24 protein-coding genes are annotated in these 24,491 nt (G+C 61.5%); 11 read left to right on the forward strand and 13 right to left on the reverse strand.

Annotation, left to right across the window (positions count from 1 at the left end):
* Window positions 1–28: 28 nt before the first annotated feature.
* The 3 genes from O3S81_RS01480 to leuA all read left to right on the forward strand — a co-directional run bounded on the left by O3S81_RS01480 (window position 29) and on the right by leuA (window position 2,549).
* A complete protein-coding gene (locus tag O3S81_RS01480; protein ID WP_269340483.1) occupies window positions 29–298 on the forward strand; it encodes a BrnT family toxin in 270 nt (89 codons plus the stop codon).
* Entirely contained in the window at window positions 279–521 is a 243-nt protein-coding gene (brnA, locus tag O3S81_RS01485) for a type II toxin-antitoxin system BrnA family antitoxin (protein ID WP_269340484.1), read from the forward strand. The genes O3S81_RS01480 and brnA overlap by 20 nt, the downstream gene beginning before the upstream one ends.
* 318 nt (window positions 522–839) lie before the next feature.
* Window positions 840–2,549, forward strand: a complete 1,710-nt coding sequence (leuA, locus tag O3S81_RS01490; protein ID WP_269340485.1) for a 2-isopropylmalate synthase — start codon at window positions 840–842, stop codon at window positions 2,547–2,549.
* Between the two features lie 211 nt (window positions 2,550–2,760).
* Here leuA and O3S81_RS01495 read toward each other — a convergent pair whose 3' ends face one another.
* A complete protein-coding gene (locus tag O3S81_RS01495) occupies window positions 2,761–3,711 on the reverse strand; it encodes a metallophosphoesterase family protein (protein WP_269340486.1) in 951 nt (316 codons plus the stop codon).
* A gap of 66 nt (window positions 3,712–3,777) precedes the next feature.
* On the opposite strand from O3S81_RS01495, the gene O3S81_RS01500 reads away from it, so the two are divergent.
* Window positions 3,778–4,269 carry an NUDIX domain-containing protein gene (locus O3S81_RS01500; RefSeq protein ID WP_269340487.1) on the forward strand — a complete coding sequence of 164 codons (492 nt, stop codon included), beginning with the start codon at window positions 3,778–3,780 and terminating at the stop codon, window positions 4,267–4,269.
* A 17-nt stretch (window positions 4,270–4,286) separates the two neighbouring features.
* Here the strand turns inward: O3S81_RS01500 and O3S81_RS01505 are convergent, their stop codons facing one another.
* Window positions 4,287–5,279: a glutathione S-transferase family protein gene (locus O3S81_RS01505; protein ID WP_269340489.1), complete on the reverse strand. Its 993-nt coding sequence runs from the start codon at window positions 5,277–5,279 to the stop codon at window positions 4,287–4,289.
* A gap of 295 nt (window positions 5,280–5,574) precedes the next feature.
* Here O3S81_RS01505 and O3S81_RS01510 point away from each other — a divergent pair, with 295 nt between their 5' ends.
* Together O3S81_RS01510 and O3S81_RS01515 are read left to right on the forward strand one after the other, a co-directional pair.
* Entirely contained in the window at window positions 5,575–6,144 is a 570-nt protein-coding gene (locus O3S81_RS01510; RefSeq protein ID WP_269340491.1) for a GNAT family N-acetyltransferase, read from the forward strand.
* A 326-nt stretch (window positions 6,145–6,470) separates the two neighbouring features.
* Window positions 6,471–7,784: an MFS transporter gene (locus O3S81_RS01515; RefSeq protein WP_269340494.1), complete on the forward strand. Its 1,314-nt coding sequence runs from the start codon at window positions 6,471–6,473 to the stop codon at window positions 7,782–7,784.
* Window positions 7,785–7,840: 56 nt separating this feature from the next.
* Here the strand turns inward: O3S81_RS01515 and O3S81_RS01520 are convergent, their stop codons facing one another.
* On the reverse strand, window positions 7,841–8,806 hold the full coding sequence (locus O3S81_RS01520; protein ID WP_269340495.1) for an MBL fold metallo-hydrolase: 966 nt from the start codon (window positions 8,804–8,806) through the stop codon (window positions 7,841–7,843).
* 87 nt (window positions 8,807–8,893) lie between these two features.
* On the opposite strand from O3S81_RS01520, the gene O3S81_RS01525 reads away from it, so the two are divergent.
* Complete coding sequence (locus O3S81_RS01525) at window positions 8,894–9,847, forward strand: LysR family transcriptional regulator (RefSeq protein ID WP_269340496.1); 954 nt, start codon at window positions 8,894–8,896, stop codon at window positions 9,845–9,847.
* 67 nt (window positions 9,848–9,914) lie between these two features.
* Here the strand turns inward: O3S81_RS01525 and O3S81_RS01530 are convergent, their stop codons facing one another.
* The 5 genes from O3S81_RS01530 to O3S81_RS01550 all read right to left on the reverse strand — a co-directional run bounded on the left by O3S81_RS01530 (window position 9,915) and on the right by O3S81_RS01550 (window position 17,273).
* Window positions 9,915–10,328 (reverse strand): GNAT family N-acetyltransferase, encoded by a 414-nt coding sequence (locus O3S81_RS01530; RefSeq protein WP_269340497.1) that lies wholly within the window; start codon window positions 10,326–10,328, stop codon window positions 9,915–9,917.
* Window positions 10,329–10,417: 89 nt separating this feature from the next.
* Window positions 10,418–12,502: a hypothetical protein gene (locus O3S81_RS01535; protein WP_269340498.1), complete on the reverse strand. Its 2,085-nt coding sequence runs from the start codon at window positions 12,500–12,502 to the stop codon at window positions 10,418–10,420.
* Between the two features lies 1 nt (window position 12,503).
* Window positions 12,504–15,314 (reverse strand): DUF4159 domain-containing protein, encoded by a 2,811-nt coding sequence (locus tag O3S81_RS01540; RefSeq protein WP_269340499.1) that lies wholly within the window; start codon window positions 15,312–15,314, stop codon window positions 12,504–12,506.
* Window positions 15,311–16,225 (reverse strand): DUF58 domain-containing protein, encoded by a 915-nt coding sequence (locus O3S81_RS01545; RefSeq protein WP_269340500.1) that lies wholly within the window; start codon window positions 16,223–16,225, stop codon window positions 15,311–15,313. Before O3S81_RS01545 ends, O3S81_RS01540 begins: the two co-directional genes overlap by 4 nt.
* Window positions 16,226–16,262: 37 nt before the next feature.
* Complete coding sequence (locus tag O3S81_RS01550; RefSeq protein ID WP_269340501.1) at window positions 16,263–17,273, reverse strand: AAA family ATPase; 1,011 nt, start codon at window positions 17,271–17,273, stop codon at window positions 16,263–16,265.
* Window positions 17,274–17,448: 175 nt separating this feature from the next.
* Here O3S81_RS01550 and O3S81_RS01555 point away from each other — a divergent pair, with 175 nt between their 5' ends.
* Genes O3S81_RS01555 through O3S81_RS01565 form a run of 3 tightly spaced genes read left to right on the forward strand, consistent with a single transcriptional unit; the run spans window position 17,449 to window position 19,966 of the window.
* The gene (locus O3S81_RS01555; RefSeq protein ID WP_269340502.1) at window positions 17,449–18,078 is read left to right on the forward strand and encodes a DUF1285 domain-containing protein; all 630 of its coding nucleotides are present in this window, start codon (window positions 17,449–17,451) and stop codon (window positions 18,076–18,078) included.
* Window positions 18,075–18,713, forward strand: coding sequence for an NUDIX hydrolase (locus O3S81_RS01560; RefSeq protein ID WP_269340503.1), 639 nt, complete (start codon window positions 18,075–18,077; stop codon window positions 18,711–18,713). Before O3S81_RS01555 ends, O3S81_RS01560 begins: the two co-directional genes overlap by 4 nt.
* Window positions 18,710–19,966 (forward strand): CCA tRNA nucleotidyltransferase, encoded by a 1,257-nt coding sequence (locus O3S81_RS01565; protein WP_269340504.1) that lies wholly within the window; start codon window positions 18,710–18,712, stop codon window positions 19,964–19,966. The genes O3S81_RS01560 and O3S81_RS01565 overlap by 4 nt, the downstream gene beginning before the upstream one ends.
* 26 nt (window positions 19,967–19,992) lie before the next feature.
* Here O3S81_RS01565 and O3S81_RS01570 read toward each other — a convergent pair whose 3' ends face one another.
* From O3S81_RS01570 to hemF, 3 genes are all read right to left on the reverse strand, one after another.
* Window positions 19,993–20,178 carry a DUF1059 domain-containing protein gene (locus tag O3S81_RS01570; RefSeq protein ID WP_004442982.1) on the reverse strand — a complete coding sequence of 62 codons (186 nt, stop codon included), beginning with the start codon at window positions 20,176–20,178 and terminating at the stop codon, window positions 19,993–19,995.
* A 106-nt stretch (window positions 20,179–20,284) separates the two neighbouring features.
* Window positions 20,285–20,551: a hypothetical protein gene (locus O3S81_RS01575; RefSeq protein WP_269340505.1), complete on the reverse strand. Its 267-nt coding sequence runs from the start codon at window positions 20,549–20,551 to the stop codon at window positions 20,285–20,287.
* Window positions 20,552–20,672: 121 nt separating this feature from the next.
* Window positions 20,673–21,584: an oxygen-dependent coproporphyrinogen oxidase gene (gene hemF, locus O3S81_RS01580; protein WP_269340506.1), complete on the reverse strand. Its 912-nt coding sequence runs from the start codon at window positions 21,582–21,584 to the stop codon at window positions 20,673–20,675.
* 131 nt (window positions 21,585–21,715) lie between these two features.
* On the opposite strand from hemF, the gene O3S81_RS01585 reads away from it, so the two are divergent.
* The gene (locus O3S81_RS01585; protein ID WP_080790104.1) at window positions 21,716–21,991 is read left to right on the forward strand and encodes a hypothetical protein; all 276 of its coding nucleotides are present in this window, start codon (window positions 21,716–21,718) and stop codon (window positions 21,989–21,991) included.
* A gap of 7 nt (window positions 21,992–21,998) precedes the next feature.
* Here the strand turns inward: O3S81_RS01585 and O3S81_RS01590 are convergent, their stop codons facing one another.
* On the reverse strand, window positions 21,999–23,651 hold the full coding sequence (locus O3S81_RS01590; RefSeq protein WP_269340508.1) for a Na/Pi cotransporter family protein: 1,653 nt from the start codon (window positions 23,649–23,651) through the stop codon (window positions 21,999–22,001).
* 174 nt (window positions 23,652–23,825) lie between these two features.
* A complete protein-coding gene (locus tag O3S81_RS01595) occupies window positions 23,826–24,311 on the reverse strand; it encodes a tRNA (cytidine(34)-2'-O)-methyltransferase (RefSeq protein WP_269340509.1) in 486 nt (161 codons plus the stop codon).
* Between the last annotated feature and the right edge of the window lie 180 nt (window positions 24,312–24,491).

Below are 24,491 nucleotides of genomic sequence, written 5' to 3' on the forward strand. Positions count from 1 at the left end.
TGCTTATTGTTTTAAAGAAATATTATTTATGGATTTCGAATTCGATACTGCCAAAAGTGAAAGTAACAAAGACAAACATGGAATAGATTTCGTCGAGGCAAGAGCGCTTTGGCTGGACGAGAAAAGGCTTGTCGTTCCTCTCGAAACCACTTCGGAAGAGCGGTATATTATGATCGCGCAATTGCGAGGAAAGTGCTGGAGTGCGGTTTACACCTACAGAAATGACCGGTTGCGAATCATTTCTGTCAGGCGTTCCAGAGACAAGGAGAAGCAGCGTTATGAAGACGATCAGCGCTGAAGATTTCGACAAGAAATTCGACGATGGTGAAGATTTGGACGATTATGTCGACTGGTCGAAGGCCGACCGTCCCGGGCTGGAAATGGTGCATGTCGATATCGATCTTCCCGAAAAGGTTTTGCGCGGAGTGGATGCGGAGGCAGCACGGCTTGGCATGACGCGTCAGTCCCTTATGGTTAAATGGATTGCCGAAAGGCTGAAGACCGGCAGAGTCGGAAAATAAAGCCACGCCTCACAAGATCACTTGTCAGACCGCCAGCCGCTGTTTATACACGTCGCCATGAGCAACCGCATCGAAACCATTTCCGGCATGAGCGCGCAGATTTCTGCGAAGGCCTCGCCGTGCGGTGCACTCTCGCTTCTTAGCCTCGACCTTACACGCGGTTGCCGGGTCCAGTGAGGAGCGCCCGGCGGCCGAAAGCCCGCTGGCGCAAACGCTCCTCATCTCGAAATCTCATTTTATACTGGATTTAGGCCCCGAGAGGCCGCGCATTCGCCGATGGCTTGAAGAAGCCCGCGGACTGCGCAAGGAGGAAGCGAAATGGACGGCAAGATCACCAATATTTCCAAGGGTATGACCGACGCGAGCGTGAAGTATCGCCCTTACCCCACCATCAATATCCCTGACCGCACCTGGCCGGGCAAGACCATCGACAAGGCGCCGATCTGGTGTTCGGTGGACCTGCGCGACGGCAACCAGTCGCTGGTCAACCCCATGGGCCACGACCGCAAGGCGCGCATGTTCAAGCTGCTGCTCGAAATGGGTTTCAAGGAAATCGAGATCGGTTTCCCTTCCGCCTCGCAGACGGATTTCGATTTTGCCCGCTGGTGCGTGGAAGAAGGCAATGTGCCGGACGATGTGTCCCTGCAGGTGCTGGTGCAGTGCCGTCCCGAGCTGATCACCCGCACGTTTGAAGCGCTGGAAGGCGCCAACAAACCGATCATCCACTTCTACAACTCCACCTCGGAACTGCAGCGCCGCGTGGTGTTCGGCAAGGATGTGCACGGCATCAAGCAGATCGCCGTTGATGCCGCCAAGATGATCACTGACATGGCGGCCAAGGCTGGCGGCGGTTACCGCTTCGAATATTCGCCCGAGAGCTTTACCGGTACCGAGCTGGAAGTGGCGCTGGAAATCTGCAACGCCGTGGTCGAGGTGGTGAAGCCGACGGCCGACAACAAGCTGATCCTGAACCTGCCTTCCACGGTGGAAATGGCGACGCCGAACATCTATGCCGACCAGATCGAATGGATGTGCCGTAATATCGACAATCGCGAAAACGTCATCATCTCGCTGCATCCTCATAATGACCGCGGCACGGGCATCGCGGCAACCGAACTGGGCCTGATGGCCGGTGCCGACCGCGTCGAAGGCACGCTGTTCGGCAATGGCGAGCGCACCGGCAATGTCGACGTCGTGACGCTGGCGCTGAACATGTATACGCAGGGCGTCGATCCCGAGCTGGATTGCCGCGATATCGAGCGTATCAAGGCGGTCTATGAATATTCCAACGAGATGACGATCCCTGAGCGCCACCCCTATGTCGGCGAACTGGTCTATACGGCGTTTTCCGGTTCGCATCAGGATGCGATCAACAAGGGCATGAAGGCGATCAAGGTCGCCAACCATCCCGTCTGGGAAGTGCCCTATCTGCCGATCGACCCGAAGGATGTCGGCCGTTCCTACGAGGCGATCATCCGTATCAACTCGCAGTCCGGCAAGGGCGGCATCGCCTATATTCTCCAGCAGGATTACGGCATCAACCTGCCGCGCAACCTGCAGGTGGAGTTCCGTGAGGAGATCCAGCGCATCACCGATGAAGAGGGTGTGGAACTGCCGGCCAAGCGCATCTATGAGCGCTTTATCGAGCGTTACGTGACGCAGCCGAATGCGCGCATCAAGTTCGTGGATCACCACACCTATCCGGCCGGTGATTTCAAGGGCGTGCGCATCGTTGCCGCGGAAATCACCGATAATGGCGAGGTGAAGCGCATCGAGGGCAAGGGTACGGGTCCGATCGACGGATTCATCAATGCGCTGTCGGTCTATCTCGGGGTTGATCTGTCGGTGAATGATTATTCCGAGCATTCGCTGCAGCATGGCTCGAATGCGTCTGCCATCGCCTATGTCGAGATGGAGCATCCGGGCGGCAAGCTGTTCGGGGCGGGGATCAACACGAATATCGTGGCGGCGTCGCTGGAGGCGATCGTTTCGGCGGCCAATCGGGTGCTGGAAGAGCGGGCTAGGTAAGCTTGCTTGGAGGGTGTGGTTTACCCCCCTCTGCCCTGCCGGGCATCTCCCCCTCAAGGGGGGAGATCGACTCGTAGTTGGGTCCAGCCCGTCTCAACGTTGCGAATGAAGTGGTGGTAGTGCTTCCTGCCGATCTCCCCCCTTGAGGGGGAGATGCCCGGCAGGGCAGAGGGGGGTAAACCACACCCTCCAACCTTCAATCCTCCGGCTTCTATTCCCCCAATCGCGAAAACCCCAGCGGCCGCCCGTTTTCATAAAACACCCGCACATCCTCCAGCGCGACGCCCGTTCCTGTCTCATCAAGGCTATGGCGCTCACAGGCGACATTCCATGTGCCGGGGCCACCGGAAATATGGAAAAGATTATAGGCTGCGCGCGGTTTTTCACCGCCCGGTCCCTGACTGGCGGAGGAAATGCCAACGACCGGGATGTGATCCTCCCCATGATGCGTATTCAGCCAATAGACCGTGTTCAAATGTGTATGACCATGCAGCACAAGTTCCGCACCGCCGACGCCGAGTGCTGCGGCGAAACGGCGGATGCCGATCATGCGCTTGTGGGTGGCGGCCGCACCCCGGATCGGCGGATGATGGATCATCACCACGCGAAACAGTCCCTGTTCCCCGGCTTTTTTCAGGAGTTCCGCCGTGGCGCGGGCCTGCCGGTTGCCGAAGTAGCCGGTGGCTGAAAAGGGCGGTGTAGCAATCGAGGTGGAGCAGCCGATCAAAGCCACGGGGCCACGCACCCGCATATAGGGAAAAATCTTGCGGTCATCGTCCCATTCCGGCGGGTCGCCGTCACCGCGCACATAGGGGTACCAGGCCTGCATGGCCTTGTCGTGTGCGCCGGAAACATAGGCGTCGTGATTGCCGGGAACCACGGAGGTTTTTTCAGGATCGCCCACTTCCTCCAGCCAGTCGGCGGCGGCGCGGATTTCGATGCCGGTCGCAAGATTGACGAGATCGCCGGTAATAGCCAGATGATCCGGCGATTTTGCTTCCAGATCGTCCAGCAGCTTTTCCAGAGTATCGGTGAAGAGGTGCTTGCGGCGGTTGCGGTGCCAGTTGACGAAACCGGTAATCCGTTTCGATGCAAGTTCCCGGAAAGTGAGTTTTGGCAGTGGCCCTAAATGGACGTCTGAAATATGGGCAAGTTTGAACATGGCGGCAGAGATAACCTATGATATGCCGCGCGTCCAATAAAAGCCGGCAGGCGGGGAGAAACCAGGGTGAATGACGAGACAACCGGGCGGCAGGCCCGTCCGTTCCATATGCGTGTCTTCATCCGCTTTCTGCATTTCGTTTTTCTGTTCACGCGGGGTGCAACGCTTGGCGTGCGTGCGGCCTGTTTCGATGAAAAGGGCAGGATTTTTCTGGTGCGGCACACCTATCTGCCCGGCTGGTATCTGCCGGGCGGCGGGGTGGAACGTGGCGAAACCCTGCTGGCGGCGCTGCACAAGGAAATCCGTGAGGAGGGCAATCTTGAAGCAGCCTCAAAGCCGGAGCTTTTCCACGTCTATCTCAATCTGGAAGGCAGCAATCGCGATCACGTCGCGCTCTACCGGCTGGCCGTCACCCAGACGCAACCGAAAAAGCCGGACCATGAAATTGCCGAGAGCGGCTTTTTCGACCTCACCGCGCTACCGGAAGGGGTGACGGCCGCCACCCGCCGCCGCCTTGCCGAACTTGCCGGCGAAGCGGCGGCTGCCGACCACTGGTAGCGGCGGGAGGTTTTTCGTCAGGCGAGCGCCTCGCGGCCATGGGCCATGGTCAGGTCCAGCTCGGGGCCGACGGGCACGACGCCGGTCGGGTTGATGGTGCGGTGGCTGCGGTAATAATGTTCCTTGATGTGGCGCATATCGACCGTTTCCGGCACGCCCGGCGTCTGGTAAAGATCGCGCAGGTAACCCGTCAGGTGCGGATAGTCGTAGATGCGGCGAATGTTGCATTTGAAATGGCCGACATAAACGGGGTCGAACCGCACCAGCGTGGTGAACAGGCGCCAGTCGGCCTCCGTCTGCTCCGCGCCGAACAGGAAACGCCGGTCCTTCAGGCGGTCCTCCAACATATCCAGCGTTTCGAACACCTTCACCGCATTCTGCTGATAGGCATCCTGCGTGGTGGCGAAACCGGCCTTGTAGACGCCGTTATTGACGGTGTCATAGATGACGTCGTTCAGCGCATCGATCTCGGCGCGCAGCGCTTCGGGGTAATAATCCGCGTCCGATCCGGTGAGGTCGTTGAAGGCCACGTTGAACATGCGGATGATTTCCGCCGATTCATTGGAGACGATGGTGCTGCGTTTTTTATCCCACAGCACCGGCACGGTGACGCGCCCGGAATAATTGGGGTCCGCCTTTGTGTAGACCTGCCAGAGCGTGGAGGAGCCAAAAAGGGGATCTTCGGTTGCACCTGGCGTGCGCTCACCCTCAGGCTTGAACTCCCAGCCGTTTTCCAGCATCAGCGGATCGACGACGGAGACAGAGATCAGGTCTTCCAGCTTTTTCAGCTTGCGGAAAATGAGGGTTCGGTGTGCCCACGGGCAGGCGAAGGAGACATAGAGGTGGTAACGATCCTTCTCCGCCTCGAAACCGCCTTCACCGGAAGGGCCGGGCGCGCCATCCACTGTTACCCAGTTGCGGAACTTCGAGGCGCTGCGCTTGAAATGCCCCTTGGTTTCCTTGGTGTCATACCAGACGTCTTTCCATACGCCTTCCACCAGCATGCCCATGACGATCTCCTTGATTGTTTCCTGGCCGCGATACTACCCGTTTCTCACCATGCCGCGAACCCGCAAGGCATTGAACAATGCGTTTCCGGTCGCGCAGGGGCTGAATGGTACGGCCCCGAGATTTGTTCTGGACGGGGGGTGATTTTCCTGATAATTGCGATTTTCACAAATCTGAGGAAATTGCTGACTATGATCGAACCACGGATGCTCCGACGACGCTGACGCTCCTGAACGCCTTCACCGGCGCAGCCGTCATCTATTGTCGCATCCGCATTCTGGAAGTTTCGGTCTCTTCATGTCCAAGCACGATCTTGTCTACCTCACCGAGGACGCGTCGCACGACGCCATCATCGAAGTCATCAACGAAGAAGCATTTGGCCCCGGCCGGCACACCCGTGCTGCGGCGCGCATCCGCGAGCAGGGCCCGCATGACCGGTCGCTCTCCTTCGTTTGTGCCGATGACGGCGAGACGATCGCTTCGGTGCGCATGACGCCGGTTCTGGCCGGTGGGGTGAAGGGTCATATGCTTGGCCCGCTCGCGGTGCGGCCTTCCCACAAGAATATGGGCATTGGCCGGGAACTCGTCCGGATCGCCATTGCGGCGGCAAGGCGCAAGGGCTCCGAAGCCGTGATCCTGATTGGCGATCCACCCTATTACATGCCGCTCGGTTTCGAAAAGGTCGCTTATGCGGCGCTCGATTTTCCCGGTCCGGTGGACCCCAACCGGGTGCTGGTCGTGCCGCTTGGTGACGACGTGCATCAGCGGCTGAAGGGCAAGATCGGCTGGCGCAAATGCGAGGCCATCATGTCGGCCGCCACGGCGGAAGATGAGGGCTTTGAGGAGCCTCTCAGGGTTTACGGCTGAAGGTTTTTCTTCTCAGCATGATATTGTCCCCATCCGTCATTCCGGCCTTGAGCCGGAATCCAGCCGACGCGCGTCGGCGCGACGGGGAGAATCTCCTTTCAGCCCAAAGACTTGGGCTGGCTTGACCCCGGATCTAGTCCGGGGTGACGGAAGGGATGTTGCGAGCTACGGTAACATCGGGACTGCCGTGGCCAGTCCTCGCGGGGTGAAAACCTTGAACGCCGGGGGCTGCCTCGAAACAACGCGTCGCGCTTCACAGAATTCAATTCCGTTTCCTCCCCCTATGCGATAGCTAGGGGAAGTCGATTTCTGCGAAGGGGCGGGGCATGACGGCAATCACCATGAATGATGCATTGGAGCGCGCCGGCGCCGGCGCCTATCAGCGACGGCTGATGGGCATTTTTGGCCTCGTCTGGGCGGCGGATGCCATGCAGGTTCTGGCCGTCGGCTTCACCGCCGCCTCGATCGCCGCAACCTTCGGCCTGACGGTGCCGCAGGCGTTGCAGACCGGAACGGCGTTCTTTTTCGGCATGCTGCTCGGCGCTGCCGGTTTCGGGCGGCTGGCGGATCGGTATGGCCGCCGCCGCGTGCTGATCGTCACCGTGGCCTGTGATGCCCTGTTCGGCGTGCTTTCGGTCTTCGCACCGGATTTCACCATTCTGCTCGTCCTGCGTTTCCTCACCGGGGCTGCGGTGGGCGGCACGCTGCCGGTGGATTATGCGATGATGGCCGAATTCCTGCCGGCGAAAAATCGCGGGCGCTGGCTGGTCTTTCTCGAGGGCTTCTGGGCTATCGGGACATTGATCGTGGCGCTGGCGGCCTGGGGTGCGAGCCTTGCGGGTGTGGCCGATGCCTGGCGTTATATTTTCGCCGTGACGGCCTTCCCGGCCGTTCTTGGCCTCGGGCTTCGTTTTCTGGTGCCGGAATCGCCACTTTATTTGCTGCGCAGCGGGCGATCGGAAGAGGCCAAGGCCGTCGTCAACCGTATGCTGGTGACGAATGGCCGCGCGCCGCTCGATGCCGGAACCGGGCTTTTCCAGCCTGACGTGGCCAAGGGGCAGGGGATATTTTCACCGGCGCTCCGGCAGCGCAGCATCATGATCCTCGCCATCTGGTTCCTCGTTTCCGTCTCCTATTATGGCGTCTTCACCTGGATGCCGGCAAAACTGGCGGGAGACGGTTTCGGTTTCGTGCGCGGTTATGGTTTTCTGGTGCTGGTGGCGCTGGCGCAAATCCCCGGTTATGCGCTTGCCGCCTATGGCGTCGAAAAATGGGGCCGCAAGCCGACGCTGATCGGTTTCTGTCTGCTCTCGGCGCTCGGTTGCCTGCTCTTCACGCTCGCCTCTGCCGGCGCGATGATTGCCGCCTCGCTGCTTGTCATGAGCTTTGCCCTGCTTGGCACCTGGGGCGCGCTTTATGCCTATACGCCGGAGCTTTACCCGACGGAATCACGGGCGACCGGCATGGGAGCCGCAGGCGCCATGGCAAGGCTCGGCGGGCTGTTGGCGCCGTCTTTGCTGGGTTATGCCATCGCGCAGGGCTTTGGGGTCGCAATCGGCATTTTCGCCGGGCTGCTGGTGCTGGCCGCCATGGCGGCGACCATGATCAATGCGGAAACGCGGCAGGTAGCGCTCACCTGAAATCTCTTGAAGGCCAATGGCCTGACCACGCAGGATCAGGCCATCCGGTTCTTGCCTTATAGTGCCGTATAGTTGACCGGCAGCCAATCGTAATTGGTGCTGTCGGTACGCACATGGCCGATACCGGGGAAGGCGATATGCGCGCCGGCCACCAGATATTTGCCTTCAACCGCCTGCCGGAATGCCAGGTCACGCGCGACGACGGCGGCCTTCTGGTCGACGTCGAATTCGATGGCGACATTCGGCTCGTCGAACTGGAGGATATCGCCATGGGTGATATCGCCCCAGAAGACGATCTTCTGGCCTTCGCTTTCCAGAACGACAGCGCTGTGGCCGGGCGTGTGACCGGCATAAAGGATGGAGCCGAGGCCGGGAACCGGCGCGGCATTGTCGCCGAAGGTCTCGAATTTGCCGGCATCGACATAGGGCTGGATGCTTTCCTTCGCTTCGGCATAACCCTTCTTCAAGGCTTCCGGCGCGGTCTTGGCTTTCGCGTCATCAAGCCAGAAGGCGGCCTCGCGCGCATTGACCCTGAGCGTCGCATTGGTGAAGACGCGCTTGCCATGCGCCGATAGCCCGCCGGAATGGTCCGTATGGATGTGGGTGAGGATGATGTCGTCTATCTCGCTGGCCTTGTAGCCGGAGGCCTCGATATTGGCGACAAGCCGGCCAAGGCTCGGACCGAGATAGGTGCCGGTGCCGGCATCGATCAGCACCAGCCTGTCTTCGGTGTTGACGAGAAAGGCATTGACCGAAGTGGGCGTCTCTTCCGGCAGGAAGGCATCCTGCAGCACCTTCGCCGCGTGGTCCGGCGTGGTGTTGGTGTAGATTTTGGCGAGCGGCAGCGCGATGACGCCGTCCGTAAGGGCGGTGACTTCGACCTTGCCGACCATCAGCCGGTAAAAGCCGGGTGCCTGTGTGGCGGCAAGGGGCGCCCTGGCGAATGCGACGCTGGGCGCAACGAACGGTGCGGCGATGATGGCGCTGGCGGCACCCTTGAGAAGTGAACGGCGTGATGGCATGGGGAGCTCCTGAGTTCGAGGAAAGTCTTGAAAGTTTCCGCACTCCAGCTAAGTGTAGGCGAGCCAGCAATCAAATCGATGTGACTTATGCAAACTATCGATCATTTCAATCTCCGCTCTTTCGACCTTAATCTTCTCATAGCCTTCGACGCGATGATGGAGGAGATGAGCGTCACGCGGGCAGCACGACGGCTGAAAATCCAGCAGCCGGCCATGAGCCACAATATCTCCACCCTGCGCACCCTGTTTCAGGATGAGCTTTTCATTCGCGTAGGGCAGGAGATGAAACCGACGGCGCGGGCGCTCAATCTCGCCGGGCCGGTAAGGCAGGCACTCAGGCAGGCGCAGGCGGCGGTGCTGACGGCGGATGTGTTTGATCCGGCGACGGAGCGCCGCACCTTCCGGCTGGGCATGTCGAGTGAGGTGGAATTGCTGCTATTGCCGGATCTGACGGCGCGGCTGCGCGAGATCGCACCCGGCATCCGTATTCTCGCCCGCAGCGGGCAGGAACAGGAAATCACCGCGATGCTGGATACGGGCGTGATCGACATGGCTGTCGGATGCACCTATTCCAAAGAGCAGCGCCACCATTGCGAGCCGCTCTACTCCTCCAGCGTGCTTTGCTGTTTCAATCCGGCCTTGCTCGATCTGCCCAATCCGGTGGGGCTTGAAACCTACATGGAGGCTAAACATGCCGTCATATCGCAGACGGACAGCCTGCATGGCTGCATCAAGGATGCGCTGGAACTGAGCGGTATCGAGATCGACGTTGTCGCGGCGGCGCCGGATTTCCTCTCGGTTCTGGCAACGGCGCGATCCTCGGCGGTGCTGGCCACCGTGTCCTCCCGCATCGCGCTGCGTTATGCGCCGATGCTGGGCCTGGAAATAAGTCCCGTGCCCGTAACGCTGAAATTCCCGCCCGTCGCCATGGTCTGGTCATTGCAGACCGATGCGGATGCCGGCGCCGTGTGGCTTCGCCAGCAAATCCGCGAGGCCATGGGCCGGACGGTCGATTGCGGGGTGTCAGGTATTGCCGCCTGAGGCGCTTCCGTATTTCCGGCCGGAAAACCGGTCTCCGCCTTTGCCGGAAGTGCACCGGATCTGAATTCTAGAAGCGTTTCTCAAGCCAGGTGATCGACTGGCCGGTGGAAAGCGGCGCGAGCGAGCCGATCTTCGTGAAACCGAAGCGTTCGTAGGTTCTCAGGGCATCCGGGTTCATCGTGTCGATATAGGCGCCCATGCAGCCGCGTTTTCTCGCTTCCTCTTCCGCCATGGCCAGCAGCTTTGGGCCGATGCCCTGGCCGCGCATGGTTTCCGGTATGAAAAGAAGCTGCACGTAAAGCCAGCCGCGGGCGGTATATCCCACCAGACCGCCGGTGACGGTGTTGTCGTCGTCACGGATGGTGATGTTGAGTTCGCGTTTGTCGCTTTCGCCGAAACGGGCGAGATTATAGGCCACCAGCGGATCGCGGATCGCCTTTTCAACTTCCGCATCCGCGACGTCGCTCAAAACGAAATTCATGCTTTTTTCCCCGGCACGCCGAGCGGCGGCCATTTCTCGTTTCCAATCCGAGACGCGGAAAACCCCGTGCCTTCGCCAAGGAAGGCTCCTTACCGTCCCTCACGCCACCAGAGCGCGGAGAAGGCGAGCAGCAGGGCAGCAAGCCCGGCAAAACCGGCAAACAGCGGCAGGGTGTTGACGCCTTTCAGCACCGTCTCGTCGGTCATGCGTATCAGCATGCGATCCTCGTCGGCAACCCTGATGTCACCCCGTACGGGCAATATATCGGGAAGGGCGATCCGGCCGGAATTATCCGCAACCCGGTGCACGCTGCCCTTGGTGGCATCGGCCAGCGGTTTCAGCGTTTCGGTCGTTGAAATCATTGCCTTGAATTCCGGCGCGTCCACCGCGCCGACATGGACGAGGGTGGTGAAATCGCCATTCTTGATTTCGAACAGGCCGGTTTCATCCATGCGGCGTTCGATCCTGTAAAGACCCGGCTCCGTATTGGTGAAAGCCATGTTCTCTGTCTTGCCGGAAGGGAAACGCACGCTCGCCTGACCGGGATCATCGCCGATGGTCTGGCGGGTGATTTGCAATGTGCGGCCGTTGGCCCGCGCCGTCAGCGCCTCTTCCTCAAGCTCGGGCTCCTTCATCAGCCAGTGGGCGATGCGGCGATAAAGCGCCACATGCGGGCCACCGCCTTCAAAACCGCGCGCCCAGAGCCAGCCCTGATCAGACAGCAGCATAGCGACACGGCCTTCGCCCTGGCGGTTCAGCACCAGCAGAGGATCCTGCCCGTCGCCCAGCATCACGGTCTGGCCCTGCGGCGGGTCGACGCTGATGGTGCGGAACCAGCGGCCCCATTGCGGCGGCTCGTTGCCGGAGCCATCGAGACCACGGGTGACGGGGTGTTTCTTGCCCGCTTCCGAAAGGCGCGGATAAAAGGCGGCCTGATGCACCTGGCCGGTCGGCTGCGCCGGCAGCACGGAGGCGAGCGGCGTCATGGCGATCGAATCCTGTCCGGCATGTTCCGGCCCGGCGGCGATCAGGAGCGCGCCGCCCTTTTCGACATATTGGGCGATGTAATCGTAATAAAGGATCGGCAGCACGCCGCGATGCTGGTAGCGGTCGAAGATGATGAGGTCAAAATCGTTGATCTTTTCCACGAACAATTCGCGAGTGGGGAAGGCGATCAGCGAGAGTTCGTTGATCGGCGTGCCATCCTGTTTTTCCGGCGGGCGCAGAATGGTGAAATGCACCAGATCGACCGAGGCGTCGGATTTCAGGAGGTTGCGCCAGGCGCGTTCGCCGGCATGCGGCTCGCCGGAGACGAGCAGCACGCGCAGGTTCTGGCGGATGCCTTCGATCAGGTGAACGGCACGGTTGTTGGCGGCCGTCACTTCGCCCGGAAGCTCTGCGACGGAAAATTCCATGACATTGTTGCCGCCGCGCGGAACCTTGAAGTTGAACGGCGTCGGCTGGCCGGGTGTAGCCTGCAAGGTGGCGATTTCCTCGCCATTCATCTTCACCGTCACTTCCGCCGAACCGCCGCCCGCGGAGCGGCCATCATCGAAGACGCGCAGCGTCAGCTGCTGTTCTTCATTGACGATGCCGAAGCGCGGGGCGCGGACGATCTCGATACGGCGGTCGAATTCATCGGCCTTGCCGGTGATCAGCCCGTGTACGGGGGCGCGGAAACCGAGCGCCTGTTCGGCATTGGGCAGCGCATTCGGGATATCGTGAATCTGGCCATCGCTGAGGAAGATCGCGCCGCCGACGCGCGACGGCGAGACATCCGAAACGGCGGAGGAAAGCGCCGAGAAAAGTTGCGTCGAGGGCGAATCGCTTTCACCATTGTCGCGCACTTCGACGATGCGCGGCTCGATGCGCGGGAAGCGGGACAGCCGGTCCTTCAGGGTTTCCAGCGCCGTATCGGTCATTTGCGGCCGGTCCTGCACGTCCTGGCTCTGCGAGCGGTCGACGATGACGGGCACGATGGTGGAGAGCGGCTCGCGTTCCTCCTGCGTCAGAAGCGGATTGGCGATGGCTGCAAGCAAGGCGGCAAGCGCCAGCCCGCGCAGCCATGCGCCACGCACGCCACGCCACAGGCCGATGAAGGAAAGCGCAAGCGCTGCAACGGCCAGAATGGCGATCACGATCCACGGCAGAAAGGGGGCGAAGGTCAATGTCATGTCACTGCCCCAACCGTTCGAGAAGTGCGGGAACGTGGACCTGATCGGCCTTGTAGTTGCCGGTCAGCATATACATCATGATGTTGACGCCGGAGCGGAAGGCGTGTTCGCGCTGCATTTCGTCCGGCGGCACGGTGGGCAGAACCGGCGCGCCCTGCGCGTCTACCGCCCAGGCGCCGGCAAAGTCATTGCCGGTTATCATGATCGGCGTCACGCCATCGCCGGAGGAGGAGAGGCCCGAGGTGGTTTTGGCCGCGCCCTGGCGCGATTCCACCCAGAGCGGCGAACCGTTGTAACGGCCGGGGAAATTGGTGAGCAGGTAGAAGGATCGCGTCAGAACGTGGTCCTCCGGCACGGGCTCCAAGGGTGGAATGTCGATATTGGCGAGGATCGCCTGCAGGCGTTCGCCATTGGCGCTGGTCGCGCCATTGTCAAGCGAGGAGAACTGGTCGCGCGTATCGAAGAGCACGGTGCCGCCAGCGCGCATATAGGCGTCGATACGCGAGATGGCGGCGCTCGACGGCATGGGGGCAGTCGCCGATACCGGCCAGTAGATGATCGGATAAAACGACAGCTCATCCTTGGAGATGTCGAGGCCGACCGGCTGACCGGGCTCCAGCGTCGTGCGCCAGGTGAGGAACTCGCTCAAACCCTGCAAACCCTGCTCGGAAATGCGGTCGACATCGTCTTCGCCGGTGCGCACATAAGCAAGGTGCGTCGTATCCAGCCGCTCGAAAATCTGCTCGTCGCCGGGCTTCGGATCGTCGGCGCGGGCGTCCGTCGGGGACATGGCGGCGAAAGCGCCGAGCGCCAGCAGCAGGGTGGCGGCTGTCGCGCTGCGGGCTTTCGGCAGGCGCGCGAAGGCGCCGCTCATGAAGAGCACGATCAGGCTGTCGGCGATCAGCATCAGGAAGGCGGCGATGAAGAGGGCCGGGCGCAGCGATTTCGCCGTTTCGCCGATCAGCGCTTCGCTGGTGGTGTTCACGCCTGCAAGCGAGGTATCGAGCGGGCGCAGCGTCGCGCCGGCCGGCAGAAGATTGAGAGCCACGAAACCATCCTCTGTGCCATAAAGGCCGGGGGGATTGTCGAAACCGGTGCGCGGCGGTTGGCCGGCACGCATTTCGAGCGGCCGGGCAGTGCCGACTTCAGCAGACAGCGCGCCCTCGGCCGTCAGCAGCCGGAAGGGTGGCAACGCGGCAGCGGGCGCATTGGCGGAGGCCGACGCGCCGCCGGCCTTCGACAGTTGCACGATACGGCGCAGCATATCGACGAAATGGCCGGAAATCGGCAGGTCGGACCAGCTCGCCTCGGCGCTGACATGGAAGAGCACGATGCGGCCCGCCTCGATCGTACGGGTGGTGACGAGCGGCGTGCCGTCAGCAAGGCTTGCCCAGGTGCGTTCGGCGAGATCCGGTGTCGGCTCGGCCAGAACCTGGCGTTTGACGAGAATGCCATCGGCCTTCGGCATACCGGCAAAGGCGCCGAAGCTTGGGAAATCCGCAAGTGGTTGCGGCTCGGCCCAGGAGAGCGCGCCGCCAAGCGCACGTTCGCCCTGCCTGAGCGTCACCGGCACCAGCGGATCGTCGGCAGGGGCCGCGGCAAGGCGGGGACCAGCAAAGCGGATCAGCGTGCCGCCACCGGCGAGCCAGCGTTGCAGCGGCTGATAGGTTTCTTGCGGCAGACGGCCGATATCGGCCATGACGATGACGGACGGGTTGGATTGCAGGATTTCCGGGATAGCCTGCGCCAGATCGGCCTGCCGCTGCGGGATGAGATCGGCAAAAGGCTGAAGTGCGCGGCTGATGTAATAAAGCGGCTGCAGCAGCGGCTGGAAGTCATTGCCGGTTTCGCCGGCCAGCAGGGCAACCCGGCGGCGGCGGAAACCATCATCGAGAAGGTGTACCGCACCCGCTGTCGAGACGCCTTCGAGGGAGAGGCGGGCGAAATCGTTACGCAGTTCGAAGGGCGCTTCCACGGTGGCCGTGGTTTCTGCCACGCCAGGCGCGAAGCTGGCGGTGCCATTGGCGAGGATGCGGCCCTGGCTATCCTGCGCATTGACGGTCAGCCGCTCGGCTTCCGCCGTATCGAGCCGCGACAGCGTGACGCTCATGGCATCGGCATTGTTGGTGGCGCCGGTAATGGCGGCAATCGCCTTGCCATCGCCCCTGACGATACGGAATTCGGCCGGGGACAGGCTGGCGAAGGTTCTCATCGCGCTTTCATCCTGCGCGGTCGCGATGCCATCGGCGATGTAGGCAAGCGTGCCGGGGGGCGCACCGTTCAGCGCTTCGGTGATGGCTTCCGCCGTGCGCACGCGGTCAGGAACCAGCGGTTTCGGCTTGGCGGCGGCAAGCTTGTCCAGCGCCACCGCCGTTGTTGCCGGCACGGCGTCATGTTCTGCATCGGCGGTGAAGCTGATGGAAACGGGGCGGTCGGCCCGTTCCGCATCGCCGATCAGGGCCTGCGCGGTTGCCACGCGTCTTTCCCAGTCGGGCGCGGAAGCCCAGCCATTGTCCACCACCAGCACCAGCGGGCCGCTACCGGCAATGCTGTTGTTGCGCGGGTTCACCACCGGGTCTGCCAGCGCGAAAATCACCGCGGCGGCGAGCGCGATGCGCAGCAGGGTCAGCCACCACGGGCTTTTCGACGGCGTTTCCTCGCGCTTCAGCACCGTTGCCAATATCTTCAGCGGCGGAAAGACCTCCGCCTTGGGGCGCGGCGGAGTGAGCCGCAGCAGCCACCAGATGACGGGCAGCGCCAAAAGGCCGAAGAGGATGTAGGGGCTGGTGAAGACGAAAGGCAATGCACTCATCGACGGCCACCGCCTTGCGCGGGCGCGCCGGAAAGATACATGTGCATGGCGACGAGCGCCTCGGAAGCGAGATGATCGGTGCGGTGGAACACAAAATTCCAGCCGAGACGGCGCAGCGACGAGGACAGCGCCTCGCGCCTTGCGAGATAGGCGCGGGTATAATCCTCGCGAATGGTTTCGGCGCGGCCGGAAACGAGTTTTTCGCCGGTTTCGGGATCGGTGAATTCGGTACGGCCGGAATAGGGGAAGGTTTCTTCGGCCGGATCGGCGATTTCCACCACATGGCCGCGCAGGCCACGCCGGGCGAGCGGCGAAATCCGCTCCATCACGTTTTTCGCATCATCGAGAAAATCGCCAATCAGGACGATATCGCTCGCGCCGCGGATCATGCCCGTTTCCGGCATGCCTGTCGTCAGCGGCGCATGCATGATGGCGGCGGCCAGCCGTTCGGCGGCGTTTCTGGCCGAGACCGGTTCCATGATGCCGGGGCAGCCGATGCGTTCACCCGAGCGTGCGAGGATTTCCGCCAGCGCCAGCATCAGCACCAGCGCCCGGCTTTCCTTGGAGACGGAGCCGAGGGTGGATTTGAACATCATCGACGGCGACATGTCGGCCCAGAGCCAGATGGTGTGGGCGGCTTCCCATTCCCGGTCGCGCACATAGGTATGGTCGTCGCGGGCCGAGCGCCGCCAGTCGATGCGCGACAGGCTTTCGCCTTCCGCATAGGGGCGGAACTGCCAGAAATTCTCGCCGATGCCGCGCTTGCGGCGGCCGTGCCAGCCCGCGGTGACGGTGTTGGCGATGCGCTTTGCCTCGACCATGCAGTCCGGCACCAGGGCGGCGCGCTGGCGCGCGCGCGCCAGAACTTCGCTACCCGGCGTCTTGTCTACGATCTGGCCGATGGATGCCACAGGCACTCCTTTCGCGAAAGGTTAGGCTCGCGTCTTTTTAATTCTTCGCCTGCTCCACGAGGGCTGCGATGACATCGCGCACCGACATGCCTTCGGCGCGGGCCGCAAAGGTCAGCGCCATGCGGTGTTCCAGCACCGGTTCGGCCAGTGCATGGACATCGTCCAGCGACGGTGCGAGGCGGCCTTCGTAAAGCGCGCGGGCGCGGGCCGTCAGCATCAGCGACTGGCCGGCGCGCGGACCCGGGCCCCAGGCAACGTGCTTGTCGGTCAATTTGTTGCCATGGCCGGGGCGGGCGGAACGGACGAGCGACAGGATCGCATCCACCACCTTGTCGCTGACCGGCATCTGGCGGATGAGCGCCTGGATTTCCATCAGTCGCTCCGCATCGATCACGCCGCGTGCTTCGCCGGAGGCGGTGCCCGTCGTGTCGAGCAGGATCTGGCGTTCGGCGGCAAGCTCGGGATAGCCGACATCGACCTGCAGCAGAAAGCGGTCCAGCTGGGCTTCGGGCAGCGGATAGGTGCCTTCCTGTTCCAGCGGGTTCTGGGTGGCGAGTACGTGGAAGGGTTTCGGCAGCTCATAGGTCTGGCCGGCCACGGTGATGTGGTATTCCTGCATGGCCTGCAGCAGCGCGGACTGCGTACGCGGGCTGGCGCGGTTGATTTCGTCGGCCATCAGCAGCTGGCCGAAAATCGGGCCCTTGATGAAGCGGAAGGAACGGCGGCCGTTTTCATCCTGGTCCATGACTTCGGAACCGAGGATGTCCGAGGGCATCAGGTCCGGCGTGAACTGGATGCGGTTGGCATCAAGGCCGAGCACGGTGCCGAGCGTGGTGACGAGCTTGGTCTTGGCAAGACCGGGAACGCCGACGAGCAAAGCATGGCCGCCGGAGAGGATGGCGAGAAGCGTGTTCTGCACCACTTTTTCCTGGCCGAAAATGACCTTGGAGACTTCCGTGCGGATGGCCGCAATGTCGGAAAGCGCCTTTTCGGCCGAGGCGACGATGGCCTTTTCATCGAGGGTTTCGCCGGTATTCATCACGCCCATGTCGCTCTCCTCATACCTTCGCCGCTGTCACAGTCGCATCCCGGTTTCGCTGGCAGTTGGCCGGGACGGATTTTGCGCTGTATATAGCTTATTGCTCTCTTGGCCGCTGACAAGCGCCATTCGAATGACTATGTCGTGACTTAGTATTTCCTTATCGGCAAAGCGAGACTCGAATATGGCAGCGGAGACGATAAATTCGGCGGGTGACGCGGCCGGGCTGGCGGCGATGATTTCCCGCGCCGCCGAACAGACCGGCGATGCCAAGCGCGGGCCGGCCCCGGTGGAGCGCTGGAATCCGCCCTTTTGCGGCGATCTCGACATGGAAATCCGTGCTGACGGCACCTGGTTCTACCTCGGCACGCCCATCGGCAGGGCACCTCTGGTGAGGCTGTTTTCCACGGTTCTGCGCAAGGATGAGGATGGGAAGACCTACCTCGTAACTCCTGTGGAAAAAGTCGGCATCCGCGTGGTGGATGCGCCTTTCGTGGCGGTGGAGATGAAGGCGACTGCGGGGGAGGAGGACGGCGAGCCTTTGCTCACCTTCCGCACCAATGTCGGCGATGTGGTGGAGGCGGGGCCGGAGCACCCTCTGCGCTTTGAAATTTTCGGTGAGAACCGTGAATTGAAACCCTATATTCTGGTGCGTGGCCGGCTGGAAGCGCTCGTTTCGCGGGCGGTGATGTATGATCTTGTCGCGCTCGGCGAGGTGATCGACGTGGATGGCGTCGATATGTTCGCCCTGCGCTCGGGCGGGGTGATCTTTCCGGTCATGCCCGCCAATGAACTGGAACGGCTTTCGCAATGACGATGACGACAATGGGCCTCAAGGCTTTTACCGCTAGCGATTTCCGCCGCCGGGTGCTGCAGGAAGGCGAGGGCGTGGCCGAGCGGGAGCATGGCGACCATGTGCTCAATCCGGGCGTGGTGCTGTCTGGAAACGGCATCAAGCTGAAGGATGCCGCCGTGCTGGTGCCGGTGATCGACGATGGCGACGATGCGCGGGTGATCTTCACCCAGCGCACCTCCACCCTGCGCAAGCATTCCGGCCAGATTTCCTTTCCGGGCGGCGGCATCGATGCCGAGGATCGCACACCGGAGGAAGCGGCGCTGCGCGAGACGGAAGAGGAAATCGGGCTTTCGCGTTCTTTCGTTGAAACGGTCGGCCGCCTGCCGGATTATATTTCCGGGACGGGTTTTCGCATCAAACCGGTGCTGTCGGTCGTCCGCCCGGGCTTTGACCTGACGCTCAATCCGACGGAAGTGGATGAGGTTTTCGAAGTGCCGCTGTCCTTCCTGATGGACCCGGCCAATCACGGGCGCGGCAGCCGCATCTTTCAGGGGAAGGAGCGGTTTTTCTACGAAATGCCCTATGGCGAACGCTATATATGGGGCATTACGGCGGGCATCGTGCGGACGATTTACGAGAGGTTTTATTCATGAGCAGCCTTGCCGGGCGGGACTGGTTCGAAAAACCGGCGCTGAAGCGCATCTTCGCGCTTTTGAATGCCGATGGCGGCGAGGTGCGGATCGTCGGTGGCGCGGTGCGCAACGCACTGATGGACCTGCCGGTGGTGGATGTCGACATGGCAACGACGCTTACCCCTGATGTGGTGGTGGAGCGGGCGAAGGCGGCGGGTATCAAGGTTGTGCCGACCGGTATCGACCATGGCACGGTGACGCTGGTGATCGACGGCGAGGGTTACGAGGTGACGACGCTGCGGCGCGATGTCGAGACCAATGGCCGCCACGCACAGGTGGCCTTCGGCACCGACTGGCAGACCGATGCGGAACGGCGCGACCTCACCATCAACGCCCTTTATGCCGATGAGACGGGTGAGATCATCGATCTCATCAATGGGTTGCCCGATATCGAAACCGGAACCGTGCGCTTTATCGGTGATGCCGCGACGCGGATTTCGGAAGATTACCTGCGGATTCTCCGCTTTTTCCGCTTCTTCGCCCATTATGGTTCAGGCCGCCCGGATGCCGATGGCCTGAGGGCAAGCGCCCGCGCCAAGGACAAGCTGGCGACGCTTTCCGCCGAGCGGGTGTGGAGTGAATTGAAGAAGCTGCTTTCCGCGCGTGATCCCTCGCGCGCTCTTCTGTGGATGCGGCAATCGGGTGTTCTTGCGGAAATTCTGCCCGAAACGGAGAAATGGGGTATCGACGCCATTCACGGGCTGGTGGCGGCTGAACAGGCGCTCGGCTGGGCGGTAGACCCGATGCTGCGGCTTGCCGCCATCCTGCCGCCGGACCGGGACAGGCTCACGACCCTTGCCGCACGGCTGAGGCTTTCGAAGGCCGAGGCGGGTTATCTGAGCCATTGGGCCTCCGCGCCCGCCGCCGACCCCGACATCAAGGAAACGGCGCTTGACCGGTTGCTTTACCGTCAGGGTGTTGAAGGTGTGAAGGCGCGGCTGAAACTCGCGCTTGCCGCCGCCCGTGCCGACCTTTCGGCTGGTGATATGGCCATGCAGAAGGTTGCGCGTTTTTCGACGCTGCTGGCGAGGGCGGAGAAATTCCAGAAGCCCGGATTCCCGCTGAACGGCGCCGATGTGATGGCCGCAGGTGTCCAGGCCGGCCCGAGAGTCGGCGAGGTGCTGAAAAGCCTCGAGGAAAAGTGGATCGACGTCAATTTCTCGCTCGACCGGGCAGCGCTGACCGCCCGGCTGAAAGATTTGCTCGAGAATTGAGGCCGCACTGTCAGCGGCATTTCGGCCTAAGCCGCATTTGCCTCGTCGCGAATGCGGGCCTTGATGTTTTCGATCATGTTTTCGCGGATGACGGTTTCGCCATGGGCCGAGCGCATATGTTCGACGGTTCGGCGCACGACTTCCGCATCGTCGTCTGCGCGGGTGTGCCAGGCGCAGCCGGGCACAAGCGTTCCACATTCAAACAGTCTCATGGTCTTGCCTCCCTGTTCAAGCGGGGGACAGCATTGATGTGAATGCTGTCCCTCCGACAAGAAACGAAAGTTTGCCGCTTATGTTCCAGAGCGGCGTCCTTCAACCCTATTCGGGCATCGCCCAGCACTGGAAAACAGAGGATGTGCCGGCTGCCGGGATTTTTGTACGAGGCATTTCGTCATTGTCGGCGCGCTTCACCGTCTTGCCGGCCAGCGTGCGTTTTACCTGTTCGACATAAAAGGAATGCGGCAGTTCGCGATCGCCCGTAGCACGCATTTCCGTGGCCAGGCGGTCAATCAATTCCGGTGTATCGATGGATTGCTGCGCTCCCTCGGCGGAAGCAGAAATAGGCATGCTGTTCGAAGTAATCATGACGATAGCTCCTCCAGTACGTCTGCGGGAGGAGACTACCACTGCCTTGATTTTTCCATAAGTCCTAATTTGCGCTATTTGCGACAAATTGGCTGATGAGCGTCAAATTTGCGTGAGGTTTTTAAGGCCAGCGCACCACCGGCGGCAGCGACGACAGGATCGATTCGACATTGCCGCCCGTCTTCAGGCCGAAGATGGTGCCGCGATCGTATAGCAGGTTGAATTCCACATAGCGGCCGCGGCGGATAAGCTGCTCGTCGCGGTCCTCTTCCGTCCAGTTCTGGTTGAAATTGGCGCGGACGATTTTCGGATAGACGAGATTGAAGGCGCGGCCGACATCCTGCACGAAGGTGAAATTGGCGTCCCAGCCGCCTTTCTCCTCGTCAGGGTGCAGCCAGTCGAAAAAGATACCGCCGGTGCCGCGCGGCTCATCGCGGTGCTTCAGGAAAAAGTATTCGTCGCACCACGCCTTGTATCGCGGATAGTCAGCGACGGGGTGGCGGTTGCAGGTGATTTCGAAGGCGCGGTGGAACAGCTGGGTATCCGGGTCCTGCTGCGTCCGCCTGCGGCCCAGCACCGGCGTCAGATCCGCGCCGCCGCCGAACCAGTGGCTGGTGGTGACGACCATGCGGGTGTTCATGTGCACCGCCGGCACATTGGGATTGACGGGATGGGCGATGAGCGAAAGGCCCGACGCCCAGAAGCGTGGGTCTTCTTCCGCGCCCGGTATCTGCTTGCGAAATTCCGGCGAGAACTCTCCATAGACGGTGGAGGTGTGCACACCGACCTTCTCGAAGACGCGGCCTTCCATCATCGACATCTTGCCGCCGCCGCCCTCGCCATTGTCGCGCAGCCAGTCCTTCTGGGTGAAGCGGCCGGGCCCCTGATCTGACAGCGGGCCGGTGAGCTCGTTTTCGAGGGTTTCGAAAGAGGCGACGATGGTGTCGCGCAGATGCTGGAACCAGGCTTGGGCAGTGGCCTTCTTGTCTTCGATGTCCTCGGGCAAGCCCTTCGGCAAGATTGGCCGTTCCATATCTTCTCTCTCCTGCGGTGAAGTCTGTTCCCTGCCGCGTCTAGCAGGTGTTTGCGCCGCACACAAATTCGACTCGCCAAGGCGGCGCGCCGACACTATCTTTATAGGCATAGGTGCCAGAGGTGAATGTCATGACGAAATTTGCCGGACCGCCGCCGCTTGACGGGCTGAAGCGCAGGATCGCCAATCACCGCAGGGAACGCGAAAGCGCCGGCGGCGAACAAAAGCGTGACGGCATGTTCGTGCGCCAGACCTTCTGTCTTGGACGTGAAGAAGCCCGCGCCAAGGCGCGCGAATGGTTCGACAGCTTTCCCAAGGCCGCCTATTGGACGGAAGTGGAAAGCTGGCGGCAGCTGGAAGGCGACCGTATCGAATTCACCATGCGGCGGCTGCCTTCGGCCGATTGAAATAGAATCAGGCGCGCGGTTCGGCGTAACGCAGGCGGCTTTCGATCAGCACGCCGCTTTCATCCAGAATGGGATGTGCCACCGTCACGATATGGGCGTTGATGCGCTTCAGGTCGCGCAGCATGTCGAGATGCAGCGAACTGGTCTGCATGCTTTCCGCCAGCCCGTCACGCAGCCGTTCCAGATGGCGGTTGGAGGACTGTTTTTCGAGGCGGCGTATGTCCACCTTGCTTTCCATCAGTCGGCGGGCAAGCTCGAAATCGCCGGTCACCAGAATGCTCTGGGCGGCGCGCAGGTTCTCGATGGTCATGTCGAACAGGGTCTTCAGCTCCTCATAACCGTCATCGGAAAATTTGAAGCTGTTCAGCACCTTCTTGCGGATCTGCTCGCAGATACCCTTTTCGATGATATCGCCGATATGTTCGAGATTGATCGCATAATCGATGAGGGCGATCGAACGGCGCGCTTCTTCGTCGCTTAGCCCCTTGCGGCCGAGCTGGGAAAGATAGACCTTCACCTCCTGCTGATTGCGGTCGACCTTCTTTTCCAGCAGGGAAACTTCCTGAAGCGGCGCCAGATCATTGTGTTTGAAGGCGTTTTCGGCGCGGATCAGCATCCGTTCGATGCTGTCGCCGACGCTCAGGACCTCGCGGGTCGCGTTGGCAAGCGCCACGACCGGCATGTCCAGCGCCTGCTGGTCGAGGAAATTCGGGCCGTCTTCGGCTTTGGCATCGCCCGGCACCAGCTTCGCCATCAAATCGGATATCAGGCCGGAGAAGGGCCAGGCGAGTGTCGCCAGAATGACATTGAAGATGAGATGCGCATCGACCGGCAGTTTGGCGGGCGAAAGCGGCAATTGCTGCAGATACACGGCACCATAGGAGGCGAGCGGCATGGCAATCAGGCAGCCGATGGTGCGCACGACAAGATTGCCGATGGTGATGCGCCGTGCCGAGGCGGGGCCGGAAAGCGTGGCGATGACGGGCGGAATGGCGCCGCCGAGATTGGCACCGAGAATGAGAACGATGATAAGGCCGGTGGACAAGGTGCCGGTGGCGGCGAGTGACAGGATGAGCACGACGACGGCGAGGCTGGACGATGAAACGAAAGCGAGCACGGCGGAAAAGATCAGCGCGACGGGCCATGCGCCGTCCAGCAGGCCGATGAAGACGCCCAGCGCCGGTGAGGCGCGCATCGGTTCGGTCGCGCCGCTCAAGAGGTGCAGCGACAGAAGCATGAGGCCGATGCCGATCAGCGCCGTTCCGCTCCCCTGCCGGGCGTTGGAACTGCCTTTTTTAAGTATGATGCCCGCAAGGATCAGCAACGGCGACAGCCATTCCACACCTGCGGCCACGATCCATGCGGTGACAGCCGTGCCGACATTGGCGCCGAGCAGCACCACCTGCGCCATGCGCGGCTTGATGAGGTCCCGTTCGGCGAAGGAGGCGACAGTAAGAGCCGTCGCCGTCGAACTTTGCAGGGCGACGGTGGCGAAGAAGCCAGAAAAGAAGGAGCGCGGTCCGTTCTGGGTGCCGGTGGCGAGCACGCTTCGGAGTTTCATGCCGAAGGCGCGGGTAACACCATCCTTCACCTGGGCAAGGCCAAAGAGCAGCAGCGCGACGGCGCCGAGAAGGTTGACGATGACAATTGTGGATTGCATGCAACGTCTCCTCACGCCCGCCGGCGCATGGTCCCGGCGAGAGCGATTTTTATTGTCCGGCTAATCAGTATAGGAGCGTGAACGCCTTCGGTACAGGCCGGGTTGCGACAGTTTCGCGGTAAAAACGGTCAATTTTCATGTTTGCCTGAAAAATTGGCTGCAAAGATGGCATGGTTAAGACCATGCCGTCTGGCGCAAGGCCTCGCCGGTGACCATCGCTGCCGACATTGCGACGTTGATCGAGCGTTGTCCGGCCACCATCGGGATGATGATTCGCTCATCCGTCTTGTCATGCACATGGTCTGGAACGCCGGCACTTTCCCTGCCAAAGAGCAGGATATCATCGGCGCGATAGGCGATGTTCGTATAGGGCAGGGCGGCCTTGGTGGAGGCGAGAACGAGGCGGCGGTCGGTGGTTGCCCGCCATTCCTCGAAACGGTCCCAGCTGACATGGCGCGTCAGCGCCGCCGCCGCGATATAATCCATGCCCGCCCGTTTGAGATTGCGGTCGGAAATATCGAAGCCGGCCGGCTCGATGATGTCGACACCAAGGCCGAGACAGGCGGCCAGCCGCAGGATAGTGCCGGTATTGCCGGGAATATCGGGCTGGTAGAGGGCGATCCGGATGTTGGACCCTGTTTCAGGCAAAATATCGGGCATAGTCTTCTCTTCGCATTCGGCAATGCCGGACCGATTATCACGGGTGAATGACCTGTGACAGATGCGGCTGGGAAAAGTCCCTTTTTAAGACAGTCCTCCGCCGGATATTCATTCGCATGACACATAGGCAGGGTACCCAATAACCAACCTATCGTCAGATAAATCCAAAGGTCCGGAAGG

This window comes from Agrobacterium sp. SOY23 (genome assembly GCF_027212525.1).
GTDB classification, from domain to species: Bacteria; Pseudomonadota; Alphaproteobacteria; order Rhizobiales; family Rhizobiaceae; genus Agrobacterium; species Agrobacterium tumefaciens_I.

Excerpts from the sequence above, each read along its gene's own strand:
- brnA (WP_269340484.1), top strand. The coding sequence starts at position 279 with ATGAAGACGATCAGCGCTGAAGATTTCGACAAGAAATTCGACGATGGT.
- O3S81_RS01510 (WP_269340491.1), top strand. The coding sequence starts at position 5,575 with ATGTCCAAGCACGATCTTGTCTACCTCACCGAGGACGCGTCGCACGAC.
- O3S81_RS01525 (WP_269340496.1), top strand. The coding sequence starts at position 8,894 with ATGCAAACTATCGATCATTTCAATCTCCGCTCTTTCGACCTTAATCTT.
- O3S81_RS01480 (WP_269340483.1), top strand. The coding sequence starts at position 29 with ATGGATTTCGAATTCGATACTGCCAAAAGTGAAAGTAACAAAGACAAA.
- O3S81_RS01575 (WP_269340505.1), bottom strand. The coding sequence starts at position 20,551 with ATGATTACTTCGAACAGCATGCCTATTTCTGCTTCCGCCGAGGGAGCG.
- leuA (WP_269340485.1), top strand. The coding sequence starts at position 840 with ATGGACGGCAAGATCACCAATATTTCCAAGGGTATGACCGACGCGAGC.
- O3S81_RS01520 (WP_269340495.1), bottom strand. The coding sequence starts at position 8,806 with ATGCCATCACGCCGTTCACTTCTCAAGGGTGCCGCCAGCGCCATCATC.
- O3S81_RS01515 (WP_269340494.1), top strand. The coding sequence starts at position 6,471 with ATGACGGCAATCACCATGAATGATGCATTGGAGCGCGCCGGCGCCGGC.
- O3S81_RS01550 (WP_269340501.1), bottom strand. The coding sequence starts at position 17,273 with ATGGGCGTGATGAATACCGGCGAAACCCTCGATGAAAAGGCCATCGTC.
- O3S81_RS01535 (WP_269340498.1), bottom strand. The coding sequence starts at position 12,502 with ATGACATTGACCTTCGCCCCCTTTCTGCCGTGGATCGTGATCGCCATT.
- O3S81_RS01590 (WP_269340508.1), bottom strand. The coding sequence starts at position 23,651 with ATGCAATCCACAATTGTCATCGTCAACCTTCTCGGCGCCGTCGCGCTG.
- O3S81_RS01555 (WP_269340502.1), top strand. The coding sequence starts at position 17,449 with ATGGCAGCGGAGACGATAAATTCGGCGGGTGACGCGGCCGGGCTGGCG.
- O3S81_RS01560 (WP_269340503.1), top strand. The coding sequence starts at position 18,075 with ATGACGATGACGACAATGGGCCTCAAGGCTTTTACCGCTAGCGATTTC.
- O3S81_RS01540 (WP_269340499.1), bottom strand. The coding sequence starts at position 15,314 with ATGAGTGCATTGCCTTTCGTCTTCACCAGCCCCTACATCCTCTTCGGC.
- O3S81_RS01495 (WP_269340486.1), bottom strand. The coding sequence starts at position 3,711 with ATGTTCAAACTTGCCCATATTTCAGACGTCCATTTAGGGCCACTGCCA.
- O3S81_RS01530 (WP_269340497.1), bottom strand. The coding sequence starts at position 10,328 with ATGAATTTCGTTTTGAGCGACGTCGCGGATGCGGAAGTTGAAAAGGCG.
- O3S81_RS01570 (WP_004442982.1), bottom strand. The coding sequence starts at position 20,178 with ATGAGACTGTTTGAATGTGGAACGCTTGTGCCCGGCTGCGCCTGGCAC.
- O3S81_RS01505 (WP_269340489.1), bottom strand. The coding sequence starts at position 5,279 with ATGGGCATGCTGGTGGAAGGCGTATGGAAAGACGTCTGGTATGACACC.
- O3S81_RS01565 (WP_269340504.1), top strand. The coding sequence starts at position 18,710 with ATGAGCAGCCTTGCCGGGCGGGACTGGTTCGAAAAACCGGCGCTGAAG.
- O3S81_RS01585 (WP_080790104.1), top strand. The coding sequence starts at position 21,716 with ATGACGAAATTTGCCGGACCGCCGCCGCTTGACGGGCTGAAGCGCAGG.
- O3S81_RS01595 (WP_269340509.1), bottom strand. The coding sequence starts at position 24,311 with ATGCCCGATATTTTGCCTGAAACAGGGTCCAACATCCGGATCGCCCTC.
- hemF (WP_269340506.1), bottom strand. The coding sequence starts at position 21,584 with ATGGAACGGCCAATCTTGCCGAAGGGCTTGCCCGAGGACATCGAAGAC.